At 67.0% G+C, this 12,193-nt stretch carries 10 protein-coding genes; 6 read left to right on the plus strand and 4 right to left on the minus strand.

Going from position 1 to position 12,193, the window contains the following annotated elements:
• The first annotated feature begins 376 nt into the window (after positions 1–376).
• Entirely contained in the window at positions 377–1,273 is an 897-nt protein-coding gene (locus ACZ6TD_RS47225) for a hypothetical protein (protein WP_471348333.1), read from the plus strand.
• 649 nt (positions 1,274–1,922) lie between these two features.
• Positions 1,923–2,468, plus strand: coding sequence for a hypothetical protein (locus ACZ6TD_RS47230; protein ID WP_471348335.1), 546 nt, complete (start codon positions 1,923–1,925; stop codon positions 2,466–2,468).
• A 749-nt stretch (positions 2,469–3,217) separates the two neighbouring features.
• On the opposite strand, the gene ACZ6TD_RS47235 is transcribed toward ACZ6TD_RS47230, so the two are convergent.
• Complete coding sequence (locus tag ACZ6TD_RS47235) at positions 3,218–6,313, minus strand: IS5 family transposase (protein WP_471358680.1); 3,096 nt, start codon at positions 6,311–6,313, stop codon at positions 3,218–3,220.
• 1,336 nt (positions 6,314–7,649) lie between these two features.
• Between ACZ6TD_RS47235 and ACZ6TD_RS47240 the strand changes: the two genes are divergently transcribed.
• Together ACZ6TD_RS47240 and ACZ6TD_RS47245 are read left to right on the plus strand one after the other, a co-directional pair.
• Positions 7,650–8,372 carry a response regulator transcription factor gene (locus tag ACZ6TD_RS47240; RefSeq protein WP_471348337.1) on the plus strand — a complete coding sequence of 241 codons (723 nt, stop codon included), beginning with the start codon at positions 7,650–7,652 and terminating at the stop codon, positions 8,370–8,372.
• A gap of 18 nt (positions 8,373–8,390) precedes the next feature.
• Positions 8,391–9,242, plus strand: a complete 852-nt coding sequence (locus ACZ6TD_RS47245; protein WP_471348339.1) for an aminoglycoside phosphotransferase family protein — start codon at positions 8,391–8,393, stop codon at positions 9,240–9,242.
• A gap of 55 nt (positions 9,243–9,297) precedes the next feature.
• On the opposite strand, the gene ACZ6TD_RS47250 is transcribed toward ACZ6TD_RS47245, so the two are convergent.
• Entirely contained in the window at positions 9,298–9,534 is a 237-nt protein-coding gene (locus ACZ6TD_RS47250; RefSeq protein ID WP_471348341.1) for an MbtH family protein, read from the minus strand.
• Positions 9,535–9,595: 61 nt separating this feature from the next.
• Positions 9,596–9,805 carry a hypothetical protein gene (locus ACZ6TD_RS47255; RefSeq protein ID WP_471348343.1) on the minus strand — a complete coding sequence of 70 codons (210 nt, stop codon included), beginning with the start codon at positions 9,803–9,805 and terminating at the stop codon, positions 9,596–9,598.
• A 124-nt stretch (positions 9,806–9,929) separates the two neighbouring features.
• On the opposite strand from ACZ6TD_RS47255, the gene ACZ6TD_RS47260 reads away from it, so the two are divergent.
• Entirely contained in the window at positions 9,930–10,424 is a 495-nt protein-coding gene (locus ACZ6TD_RS47260) for a hypothetical protein (RefSeq protein ID WP_471348344.1), read from the plus strand.
• A gap of 83 nt (positions 10,425–10,507) precedes the next feature.
• Positions 10,508–11,032: a hypothetical protein gene (locus tag ACZ6TD_RS47265; protein ID WP_471348346.1), complete on the plus strand. Its 525-nt coding sequence runs from the start codon at positions 10,508–10,510 to the stop codon at positions 11,030–11,032.
• Positions 11,033–11,055: 23 nt separating this feature from the next.
• Here ACZ6TD_RS47265 and ACZ6TD_RS47270 read toward each other — a convergent pair whose 3' ends face one another.
• Complete coding sequence (locus ACZ6TD_RS47270; protein WP_471348348.1) at positions 11,056–12,165, minus strand: tryptophan dimethylallyltransferase family protein; 1,110 nt, start codon at positions 12,163–12,165, stop codon at positions 11,056–11,058.
• Positions 12,166–12,193 lie beyond the last annotated feature (28 nt).

Here is a 12,193-nt window from a genome sequence, read left to right on the forward strand (position 1 = left end):
GCATGTCAATGGTCGCAAGCCACGTCTCAGCGAGCGCGCCAGTTGGCGGCACCGAGGCCAAGCTCGCACATCCACGCCTTCACACCACCGGCGCCCCCATCCGTGTCGTGAAGCCACCGCATCCGGTTGTGCCGATAGGAAGAGCACGACCGCACCGCCCTCAAGATACAAACCGCTACCGGCATCGCGTCCCGGAGACTTTGCTGCCCGGCCGAGGTGGGCAAGGTTTGCGTGAGCCCTACCAGGTCTCTTGCAATGACCCCGGACGTCATCAGCAACGGCGGGACCGGCCTCTGTGCCCGACACGTCCGGCTGGTGGATTCGGCGGCAGCTCGCGGACAAGGCTGGGGCGGCGACGGCAGGAGCAAGATGGTGGATGCACGGCTTCGAGGGATGGGAGGAGCGTCGTATGGAGGTGGGGGAGCGGTGGGCCTACCGAGTAGCACCGCATCACGGCCCGGTCGAGGAGGTCGAGGTCCTCAAGATCGGCTCGCAGCGCCCACTGCGCATCAAGGTGCGCTTCGTCTCCGAGGAAGCCGAAGGCCGGGAGGAATGGGTGCCGTCCGCCCGGCTGCGTATCCGCTGGCAGGACAAGGATGCATGGCTGGCGCGCGACAAGCGGTGGAACGAACTGACGCAGGACGGCCCGGACGCGGAGGACACCGCCTTCCACGCCATCACCACGCTGCATGACGAACATCTGTGGGACGGGCTGGTGTCCTTCGGCCTCAACCTCCGCGACCGAGGAGTGCTGTACATCGAAGACGTGGCCGCGCTGAAGGCTCTCCTGGACGTCCCCGAAAGCCTCTTCCACACCGATCCACGCACCTTCACCGACTCCGACGGTATCGTCATCGCTCCTTGGCCGACGACCTTGGAAGTCGCTCGCCGGCTGGTCCGCACCCAAGCCGATCACCTGGCAGCACTGCTGGACGAGCAGGACCGCAAGGCGCAGAATGCAGCCATCTACTGCCATTACTACCGCGGGCGCGGCAAAAACTCCGGCACCTACATCAGCCCCGAGATCTGCGCGGAGACCGACCGCCACTTCAAACCAGCCCGCGACCTGCTGCGCGAATGGTGCGGAGCAGAAGCTGTCGAGAGCATCGAAGAGCTCAAGGCCCTGCGTGAGGAAGTGCTCCGCATCGGCCAGCTCATGGAACAGGCCATCGGCTGCCTCCGCCACGCCGGACAGACGAAAGCCGCCGACCGCCTCGAGCGGGAACTCGGAATCCCCCTCGAAACACTGCGCCAGGCCGAGCGCGACAACTGACACCACCTCGACCATCCTGGCACCGACGACAGGAACAGAACCGTGGCCCGCACCAAGCTGAACAAGCGCCAACTCGACGTGCTGCGCCGCATCTGCCACGGCGATGCCCCGGTCACCTCCGATGACCGCGGCCTCGCCGTGACGGTCTACGCCCTGCGCGACCGGGGCCTGGTCACCCTGACACGGGCTAATGGTTCTTGGAGCGCCGCGCCCACCGAGGCCGGCCGCCAGCACCTGGCCCAGACCGACCCCATGCTCGCCCCACGCCCGTCTGCCTCCACCCCAGCAGCAACCGAGGCAGTCGAGCTGATCACCAGACTCCTGCAAACGGGCGGCACCCTGCACATCACCGACCCCACCCCGGACGAACGCGCCTGCTGGCGCCGAACCCTCTATGCCGCACGAGTAGACCACCTGGTCCCCGACGGCCACCACCTGCAGCACACCGGACGCGACAAAGGCGACCTGTTCATCACCCCGCGCCCCGGATCCCCCACCCCCCGGCTCCACACCCGCAGACGAAGCTGTCCCCGTTCCCGACGACCTGCCCCCAGACCGCCTCCACCCTGCCGCTGCACAAGCGCACATCCCGGTCTGCCTCAGCTGCCAGCCCCGTGCCCGCCGCATCCTCCACGCCCTCTGCAGCGCCGTGGAAGACAAGAACTACACCGTCAGCGCCCCGGCGACCGGTTCTGCGGGCAGCCTGGTGATCACCGCCGCCGACAGCTCCTTCCCGCTCTTCTTCAGCGAAGGCTCCGACGTGATTCCCGATCCCAGCGGCGTGAAATACACCTGGCAGCGCGTGACGTCGCAGACCACGCGCCCATCTCACCAGCTCGAGCTCGGCATCGAGCACTCCTACGCCCATCCGGGTCGCCGCTACCGCTGGGGAGACCGGCAACGCTGGCGTCTGGAAGACAAACTCCCTGCTCTCCTCCGAGAAATCGCCCACCGCGCACGCACTGAGAACGAACGACGGCTGGCCCAACAGCGCAAAGAGGAGGAGACCCGTCAACGCTGGCTGGCCGCGATGCAGCAAGCCCGTACCGCCCTCGTGGAAGACCACAGGGTGAAGGCCCTCCGCGCACAGGTCCGGCGACGCGCATCGGTACCTGGCGGCCGGTCAGCAACTGGGCAAGTGCGTTGTTTTCTTCTTCGGGCAGTGCGAGAGCGGCGAGGCGGCAGTCGCGGGTGATGGCGGCATACCAGACGCGGAGCACCTCGTCGGCGGACGGGTCCTGCGTGGCCCAGCGGTGCACACTGCCTGCCTCGGGCAGCAACAGCAGCACGCTGTCGGCCTGGTCGCCCTTCAGCTGGTGCACGATATTGGTACGTATTCCGGTGGCGGCCTGGGGCCGTGCTGTGGTGGGTTTCCCGGCGGGCCGTCCCTTGCCGCCCTGTGGAGCCGCCCCGGGCAGCGGGGGCCCAGCCTTCATCGCCTGCCACACCTCAGGTACCCAGCCGCTGCCGCCCAGTCGTAGTTCCGCGGGCCCTTCGCGCCGTCTCTGCAGGAGATCCGCTCCCAGGCGTCGTCCGGGGCGCCGGTCACGACGGCCCGTAGGCGGCATCGGCGGTGACCCAAGCGATGGGCAACGCGGAGCCGAGCGAGGACCGTCGTGCGCGCCAGTTCCGGCTTGGTGGCGTGTGTCTTGCCCCGGGCCCGGCATTTGGCGTAGTAGGTGCGAGAGGGGAGGTCGTCCAGGGCTGCGTCACCGTGCAGGATCAGAGTGCGGGTGTAGGTCTCGGCTCAGGTACACGAGACGCACACCACTGCGGCGCGCGATAGCCTCTTGCTCCGCTCGGGCCGCAGGGTCGGCGGGGTCGCCAAGACGGGTGGTCAGGACGATAACGGGTTCCTCCTTCGAGTCAGCGGCCATCTTCATGATTGCCCAGATCATGTGGCGGAATCCGCTCGGACTGCCCCAAACGACGAAGTATCTGCTCTCACCGTTGGTCGCGATGAAACGATTGGGTTTGGCAGCCACGGACCCTGGAACGATTTCTCCATCCGACCCACAGACTGCTGCGACGATCTCTTCGACTCCACGGAAGACCCTGGGTGCGTATACGGCCATGGGGCCTCTGCCCTCTTGAGCACGCGGAAACTCTCTCATCGCCATGTCTTTGAACCACGCGCGGACACGTTGTTTCGAGCCAAGGTACGGGAGGAGCACCCCACCAATAGAGGGGTCCCCGCACCCATTGGGTGTACAGCTCTGTCCTCGCGGCATCGCTCATGCGGGTCCAGTCCAGCCTGTCGGCTTGATCGTACAGGCGGGACAGTATCTGGCCTCGAAGGACATCAGGGAGGGTGGTCGATCTGCGCGGCTGACGGTCCACAGTCTGGGCCGGGACGAGCGGGAGCCGGCCAGCGCCGCGCTCCGGTATGTGCACAGCGTTTCGGATGTCGATATGAACGCCCTGGTCCTGGGCCAGGAAGCTGAAGTGGCGTGCGCTGTCAGGATGATCCCGGAGTACGGCGGCAATGACGGCGGCCGCCTGGCCGGACAATGTGCGCAGCCAGGCTCTGATGCCAGGTTGGGGTCGCCCGTAGCTGAAAGCGCCATCCCAAACGCACATGGCCCGTGTCGCTTGATCGAGGAGCTGGTACTGCCCTTCCTGTACTGCGTAGGCGGCTACAGAAGACAGCCAGCTGAGGACGCGATCGGCCTCCTGTGGTTCGGCTCGCCTCTGGCCGTCCCCCATCACATGTCCAGCCATAGCGCGCATAACTGCGCCGGCCTGGGAGACGTCGCGGGCCAACACCGGACCAGCGGCATCAACGGCGACCTGTGCCAGCCCTTCCAAGTACAACTTGTAGTCGTCTGGGCGATCGGCTGCCATGGCTACAAGATCGTAGACAGCACTCTCGTCCCCACCGGTGTACCGGGACAGCAATGCTTGTGCACGGACCTGAGGGGGACCGGAGGCAGAGGTGGTCTCGCGGTCTACCAGGGCGAGGAAAGCGTCTATGTCCTGCGGCCGCTGCAACGGGTCCAATTGCGTGGCGCGGCGGACCACTCCGTACCAACGATGGCCCGGATCGGGAAGAAGCGGCACGTTCGCCTGCGGGCTGCGACCGGTGACTATCCAGCCGATTACCTGGCCGAGGCTGTAGATGTCACTGGCGTGAGTCGCTTCGTGCGGATTGACGGACAGTTCCGGCGCGGCGAACTGCTCAGTGCCGATACCGTCCCTCGTGAGCAGTCCGGTCGTCTGGCCGCGTGGACGACGCACGATGCCCCAGTCGGCCAGTGTCCACCGGCCGTCGAGGAGAAGGATATTGGAGGGCTTGACGTCACGGTGAAGCCAGTCGGCCGCGTGAGCATCCGCCAGCGCGGAGGCTATGGAATTGACCAGTGTGTGCAGCGCATCCGGTCCCTGTAGTTCGGCCCGGCGTTCTTCGGCGGTGGCTTCGGCACGCGGCATGACGAACCACTCATAGGCGGGACAGAAGTCGAGGACAGGCATAATGTGAGGGTTAGCCTCAAGTGCCTGTGCTGCTTCAATCTCACGCCGCGTTCGGCGCCGCCCTCTATCGCCCATCGAGCTCCGCTTCTTGACCGCGACGCGGCAGCCGGAGGGCTTATGAGTGGCGATGAAGACTCGCGCCTGACCACCTTCCCCTATCGGCAGTCGATCGAGGGCGTAGTCCTTCCGATTGCCTCGAGCAGACCGACGTACGGCGTCGTACTCGCGCAGGTGAAAGGGGAGCAAATGAGCCGTGGTGAGTGCATCGTTCCTGGCGCGTGGTGTTACGGCCCCGGGGGCAGGAGTCTCCCCGTCGGGTAACGCAGAGACGCGCTCACCTTCAGATTCAGGCTCAGCCTCCACCGTGGATTCCCCCGATCGCGTCACTCCACTAAGCATCTGAAAGAGAATTTCATAGGCTTTAGTCACTACGTCACACGGACACCTCGAAGTGCGCCGATCAGGCCGCCGACTACTTAAGGACCGCGACTGGCTTGGACGAGGAACTGGACGACCGTGCCGAGAACGTGTAGCTACGGCCCTCGCCCTGCTGAAGACCGCCCGCGCCGACCTGGCCGGTCTGAGACGCCATCCGCTTTCCGAACGTGATCGTTTGGTTGGGGCTGGGTGGGCATGAACTCCTCCTGGCGGCGGGAGAGATGGGCGTGGTTGTTCCGTTCGTCTCGCTTGTGGAGGTGGCTGGTGCCGTCGGTGCTCGGTCTGCTGGAGGCTCGGGAGAAGAAGGCCCGGGAAGAGGTCGCGCGGTTGCGGGAGGAGGCCGAGCGGGTGCAGGCCGCACTCGGTGAGCCAGCTCAGCGTTCTTTCCACCACCCACCTGCGCGGCAGCACCACGAACCCCGTGGTGTCGTCGCAGCGTTTGACGATCTCGAGCGTGAGGTCGAGCTTCTCGGCCGCCCAGTCGACCAGCCGCCCCGCATAGCCGCCGTTCGCCCAGACAAGCCGGACGGAGAAGTACAGCCTGCGCAGCCGTTCCAGCAGAGGCACTGCGGCGTCCCGGTCCTGCACGTTCGCTGCGGTCACCGCGACGGCAAGGACCAGGCCGAGGCAGTCCACCACCAGATGCCGCTTGCGCCCGCCCGCCCTTTTGCCGCCGTCCCAGCCGGTCGTGGAGCGCGGGATGTTCGCCGCTGCCCGCAGTGACTGCGAGTCCACGATGGCGGCCGTCGGGTCCACCTCACGACCCTCCTTCTGGCGCACTTTGTCGCGCAGCCGGTCGTGGAACTCGGCGAGCAAGCCTGTCACCTGCCAGCGGCAGGCGAACGCGTGCACCCACCGGTACGGCGGGAAGTCACAGGGCAGGTTGACCCACTTGACGCCGTTGTCGACGACATAGCGGACCGCGTCCAGCATCACGCGGTGGCAATAGCCCTCCGGCCGCCCGCCTCGTCCCTGAAGCCACGCGGGGATCGGCAGCAGTGGCCGGACGACCTGCCACTCCGCCTCCGTCAGGTCGGAGCCGTAACACCGCACGCGGTCCGGTCCGTCCGCCGCGTTGCCGAACCTGTGCGCGAGACAGTCACACGCAGGAGACGGCGCGTTGGACTCCACGGAAGCGAACGCGACAGACTGCGGCAACAGGGCCTCCTGGTACTGCTCGGTTGGGATCGCGACCCCGAGCTACCAAGAGGCCCTGCCGCTATGCCCCGACCACCGAGAGACCACCCGAACAGGAACCCTGTTCGGCCACAGCGGGTACGTACGGGCATTGACCATCCTCGAAGCCCTCCCCATCCCTGACCCAGCGTCGCTTCCCGGTCGCCATCCGTGAAACGACCGTACGACGCACCAGGATCAGAGCGGGGCCCGATCCGCGCAGTCGACTCACCTTGCGCACTGAACCGTGCTGCTCGGTCATCTGGCTGGCAATGCCCCAGCTGACCAGCTGTCACGCTATGAATGTGTTGAGTTCCCCCGCCGTCAGCGAGGCGCATCCGCGCCTGCCGTGTGCATCCCGGAGCCCGACAGGGGAAGCTCGGCGTTACCGGCCACCCCGAGTTCCACTCTGGCCTCAGCCGGTACCGTCATCGCCGGCCGGTAGGCAGTTCGACGCCTTCGCACTGGGGGGGGAGGCATGTTCTCCGGCTGTCCGGTGCGGCTGTTTCCTCCGGTGGTGCGCATATGGGCCATGCGCAGTCGTTCGCGCAGCGGATGCCGCGCCACGCCGACTGCGGCCCTGCCCGACCCGGCCCCGGCTCCGGCCGCCGTAGCAAGCCGTCGGGGACCGTGGTGTCGAAGGACACCGGGGCGGCGCTTTTCTCCTCTCGACAACTCCGCCACATTCGAAGAGCTGATGGACGCCTTCATGCTGGATCGCCTCGGCCTGGAGCCGCTGCTACTCGGCAGAAGCGGCCCGAAGGCATCTCCGGTGCGGGCAATGTCCCTGTGCGACGGTGACACTCCCGCCGTCGCGGTACACCACAAGTGTTTTACAGAGCATATGGCCGCTCGTGTGACACCGTTCCTGAGTCGTGGAGGCGAGCCAGGGGGAAACCAGGTGTGCCGGAGCAAGCCGCGCTCACGCTCATCGTCCCGTGCGGCGGGGCATTGCCGCTCGTTTGTGCCGGTGGGGAGGCTTGTTCGACGGGTCGGCCCTGACCAACGATGAGATCCGTCCGCTATAGTTGACAATGACTTCTGGGGCCTGCCTACAATGCGGTTGATCACTTCCCTGTGGAGGGCAGGCGGTTGGCCGACTGCCCGGCACCCTGCGCACAAGAGCCCAACGTGCCCTTCGCGACGAGGGTGTGGCTTTTTGCGGTTGGCGTGCGCTTCCAACCTGGAGGCTCGGCATGATGCATTTTCCGGTCCGTGACCCGATCTGCCTGGCATGCGCGGGTCTGAGTCCACGATTACCCCGCCTCATCCACCTGTGCGGGAGGGGGTGATGGCGCTGATGTCGACCGGGCGGTACGCCAGTGCGGGACTCGTAACAACGGGCGGTGAGGACGTTCTGCGCGTCGTACTCGCGGAGGAAAAGGATGTGTACCGAAGCGGGATAATGGCGCTTCTGGAGCGCACTCCCGAGGTGGACGTCATTCCGGCTCGTGACCGTGACGAACTCTTCACGGTTGCCGAGAAGGCCGGACCACAAGTGATGATCATCGGCTCGTCCCTGTTGGCACCCAAGGGGTTCGAGCTCCTCCATCTGCTTTCCGGCGAGCCCTCTCTGGGGGCCGTGATGGTTGCTGAGGACGACACCGACACCTTGCTGCACAAGGCGTTGGAGGCGGGCGTCAAGGCGTACCTCCCGGTGAGCTCCCCGCAGAGCGATTTCGTGGCGGCCATCCGCGCGGTGGCGGGGGGAGGGGCGTTCCTGCCGGCGGGCGTCACTCGCCGCCTCTTCGGCGGTTTCCGGCTGGTCCCCAGGGCCCGGGACGTCCCGACGGAACTGCGCTTGCTGAGCGCACGAGAGCGTGAAGTCCTTCGCCTCATCGCGAAGGGCAGCAACAACCGCGAGATCGGATGCGGGCTCAATCTCAGCGAAGCGACGGTGAAGAGCCACGTCTCGCGCATCCTGTCCAAGCTCCACCTTCGGGACCGGATCCACGCCGCACTGTTCATCTGGCAGCTCGGCCTTGCCTTCGACGCACCGGAAGACAACCTGTGAGCAAGGGAATGGAGACCGATGGACATCATCGACGAGCACCTCGAAACGGTGAAGCGGCTCATGCCGGACGAGGGCAGGGACGGACTCCTGGCTCACCGGGGACAGTTCCACGACGTCGTGGTCGGTGCGGAACGCGTGGTCTGCTTCGCCAGGACGGACGCGGCGGGAGCACGACTACCGGAGCGGGCGGCCGTGCTCCGCTCTCTCGCCGAGCTCGACCTGGGTTTCCATACACCGGTTCCCCTGGATGAGGGCAAGGAGCCGAAGCCGTACCTCGTCCTGAGCCGTGTACCCGGATCCCCGCTGGACGCCGCGGAGCTGGCCGACCCGCGTGTCCTGCAGGCGTCCGCAGCCCAGTTCGCCGGGCTCTTGCGCGGACTGGCGCGTGCCGGGTCGAGCGGCACCGCGGGAAGGACGCTCCCGCACACCGCGCGGAACCGGTGGCAGGAGTTCGCCGCCAACGTCCGGGAAGAGCTGTTTCCGCTGATGTCCGACGCAGGCCGGGAACGCGCCGTCCGGGAACTGGACGCCCTGGATTCCCTCCCGCACCTCACCAGCGCCGTCGTCCACGGTGATCTCGGCGGCGAGAACGTGCTGTGGGAGACCGTGGACGGACTGCCTCGACTCAGCGGCGTGGTGGACTGGGACGAGGTGGCCATGGGTGACCAGGCGGTGGACCTGGCCGCGATCCAGGCCAGCTACGGCGAGGAGCTGGTACGAAAGATCGTGGAGCACGAGGCGGGTTCGCTCCGGCAGGAGGCCGAACGCGTCCCGGTCGTTCGTGGGACCTTCGCGCTCCAGCAGGCGCTTTTCGCACTCCGGGACGGGGACCAGGCGGAACTCGACGACGGCCTCCTCGGCTACCGCTGAACCGCCGGCCGCTCACCGGCTGTCTCACCGGGCGGTCCCTTTTGTGCCGGACCGTTCAGGACACGGCTGGCACGTCGGCCCCGGTCTCCCCGCAGCGTCGTACGCTCAGGGGGCGCATGTCGACCCAGACGCGTTCGATGTGGTCCAGGAACTCCTCACGGGTACCGGTGGTGCCCTCGCCCCGCCACCCGTCGGGAACGTCCCTGTCGGTGGGCCGGACCGAGTACTGCTCCTCGTGGTTCACCACGATCTGGTAGGTGAGGTCGTCGCGGTCCTGCGTGCCCTCGCTCATCACTTCTCCTTCTTCTGGACCGTCGGGCCGTGCACCCAGCGAGGGCCTTGCCTCCAGGACCTCACCGGACCTCTTCGCCGCGGTGGGCGGGCAGGCCGTGCAGGAACACCGCTCCGGGCCAGCGGTTCATCAGGGCCGTGTCCACGTGGAAGGGACGGAAGACGTCCCGCCAGTGAACATCGGGCTTGCTGCTGCCGGTCGTCCGCCACCGCGAGGTGTAGACGGCGTCCACGTCGGTCGGTAGGTCGCCCATGTCGTCGACCTGCGTCATCGAGCCCCCGCCGGGCGTCTTGTGTACCCTGCCGGACGGCTGTATTGGTTTGAGGAGGTAGTCTGTTCGCCCCAGCGGACAGGCCGGAAGCGTTGGGCTCCCCCTCTTCACGTGAAGGTGGCACATGGGCAGCGACAGGTCATCACCTCGGGGAGCCGAGCGGCCACTGCCCCGCAAGCTCGCCCAGCGGCTCAACGAACTCATTGAGACCGTCTATCCGGACGAGCGCAGGCGCCCGGGATACGCCAAACTCGCCAAGGAGATCAGCGAGACGACCGGCGGTACGATCTCCGGCACCTATCTGTGGGAACTGGCGACGGGCAAGAAGTCCAACGTGACCCTTGAGCAGCTCGACGTTCTCGCCGAGTTCTTCGGCGTTCCACCCGAGTTCTTCTTCAACGACGAGGTGTCGGAACGAGTGAGTACGCAGTTGGCACTCGCCACGGCGTTGCGGGACACCAAGGTCCGCAATCTGGCGTTGCGAGCCGAGGGGCTCTCCCCGGCGAGCCTGGACGTTCTGCTCGCCATAGTCAACGAGGCCCGCAGAGCGCAGAACCTTCCCAGTACGGACGGAAACGACGGCGCATCACCGAAAGAATCCCCGGAGTCCGGCTCCTGACCGGCCGCCGACGCGTGGAGGACATCCCCGGGAATGCCCGTCCTTCTCCTGACAACCACTGCGCGAGGAAGGGTTCAGAGGACGTGCGTACGGATTACCGGCATGCCGACATACGTCGAGAGTGCGAAGCGATCCTGCGCCGGATCACGGTACCGAACCCTTTCTCGATCGAGGCGTTCTGCGAGCGGCTGGCCGAGCAGCGGCAGCGTCCGCTCCACCTCCACCCCCTGCCGCCGCAGGCCGCCGTCTCCGGCATGTGCGGCCTGTTACTGGCCACCGACACCGACGACCACATCTTCTTCGAGCGGTACACCGTGCTTCCGCACCAGGAGCACATCGTGCTCCACGAGATCGGGCACCTGCTGTTCGACCACCACGTGTTGCTCGACGATGACACCGGTCGGCTGCTCATCGGCGGGCTCCTGCCCGACCTCCATCCCGACCTGATCCGTCGGCTCCTCGGTCGCTCCCGCTACACCACTCGTGAGGAACTGCAGGCTGAGACGTTCGCCGACCTCGTGCGGACGGGGCACGGGCGGGTGGGCAGGCGCAGCGAGTCGGCCAGCGTGCTGGACAGACTCCAGGCAGCCATGGGCCTCGACCCCTGACACCTGGGTCGGCCGCTGCCCCGTCAGTCCGATGGGTAGGCAGCGAAACGAAGGTACAGCGTGACGTCGGGGGTCCGGCGGCCGCACCTGACACTGACCAGCTCCTGCAGCCCGGTGGTCCGCGACAGCGGTCCGGGCGCCAGGGACTCGATCATCGAGCGGTACGGAGCGGGGTCGATCCCCTCGGCCTCCATCAGACTGCTGACCCGGCCGCGCGCCTCCTCGTCGGAACCGACCAGGCCGGGGAGGCGGAGATAGGTCGTGGCCTCAACCGGGATATCGTGGTCCTGGAGGAAGGCCAGGCACGTCAGGGGTTCGTTAGGGATGGGCAGGGACTGCCGCACCATGGCCTCGCCCAGTATCCGGCGGTATGCCGCCGTCGCGCGCTCGGCGTTGTGGTGACCGGACAGGCCCGCAACCCGGTTGAGCACCGCCGCCGTCGGGGCGTGGTGCCGATAGTAGACCTTGACCCGGGAGCGCGGGGTGTCACTGAGGTCGAGCGCCAGGAACTCCAGCTCGTGCTCCTGGTCCTCGGACGGCCCGAGAAGGCCCCGGACTTGGCTCCACGCGGTGCTCAGTCCCAGCCTCCCCATCGCCTCTGCCACCAGGTGGTGGCTATGCGCACGTCCTCGGGCCTGTGCGCTGAAGTAGACCTTGTACCGGGGGGAGCGGCCCGGGGTCCAGGCCAGCGAGTGCCATATCAGTCCGGGCTCGGGCTCCGGCGGTGAGGGGAGGACCAGGTCCTCGATCTTCAGGTACCGGTCCAGGGACACACCCGGTCGTGCGGCGAGCCTGCCGGTTAGCGCGACTCCGGCCCGCCGACAGGACAGCGGTGTCATGGGGTCGCCCAGCGATTCGAATAGGATGCGCACCTGCGGCGGTCCACTGCTCCAGTTGACGGACAGCTCGGCGGGAAAGCCGTCGTGGGATACGGCGGACGGGTAGCGGCTGCGAGCGCCGATCGGCTGCCGCCCCCAGGGGTCGAGCAACGAGCGGACCTCCCGCAGGACCGGTCGGGACAGTCCCTGCACGATGCCGAGCGCGTCGCACGCACGTGCCATCCGGTCGGTGAGGAAATCCGCGTACGACTGCTGTGCGAGGGCGGGGCTGCGGTGCTTCGTGGTGCTGTCCACGGGGGCGCCTCCTGAACCAGACGACGAA

It is taken from the genome of Streptomyces yongxingensis (genome assembly GCF_055597465.1).